General features: G+C 70.7%; 1 protein-coding gene. It reads right to left on the bottom strand.

Annotated features, from left to right (window positions below; translation table 11 throughout):
• On the bottom strand, nucleotides 1-488 hold a 488-nt coding region (gene modA / locus C7G61_RS43230; protein WP_108523446.1), incomplete at its 3' end, for a molybdate ABC transporter substrate-binding protein.
• Nucleotides 489-509 lie beyond the last annotated feature (21 nt).

Genomic DNA, 509 nt, shown 5'->3' with positions numbered 1-509 from the left:
AGCCCCTGTGAGCGCAGTGCCTGCTCGGCCGCCCGGCCGTAGGGAGCGTGCTCGGGATTGGCGATGGCGAACCGCCGCACCCGTCCGTCGGTCAGCGCCGCCCTCAGGTCGGCGAACGCCGCGTCGAGCTTCAGCTCTGAGCCGTGCGGTGCAAACAGGACCAGCCTGCCCACGGCGTAGAGCGTGCCGCGGTCCACGGTCCTGCCCGCGTCGGCAAGCCGGAACACGAGGTCCTCGTCGGCCGACAGGAACATCTCGAACGGGGCCGACTGCTCGATCTGGCGGGCGAAGTTGCCGGAGGAGCCGTAGACGAGCGTCAGGTCCCGCCCCGTGTCGGCCTTGAACCGGGCGGCGACCGAGTCGAGCGCGAACTTGAGGTCGGAGGCCGCTGCAATGGCGGGACCGGGCTGGGCCGCCGCTGGAGCGGCCATGCCCCAGGCCAGCCCGCAGACGACGAGAAGCGACAGCAGGATGCGAATGCCACTCATGGGAACCTCCGATATAGCCGG

It is taken from the genome of Bradyrhizobium algeriense (assembly GCF_003062295.1).
Lineage (GTDB): Bacteria > Pseudomonadota > Alphaproteobacteria > Rhizobiales > Xanthobacteraceae > Bradyrhizobium > Bradyrhizobium algeriense.
Note: the sequence above shows the minus strand (reverse complement) of the source record. Positions and strands in the feature narration are given on the sequence as shown.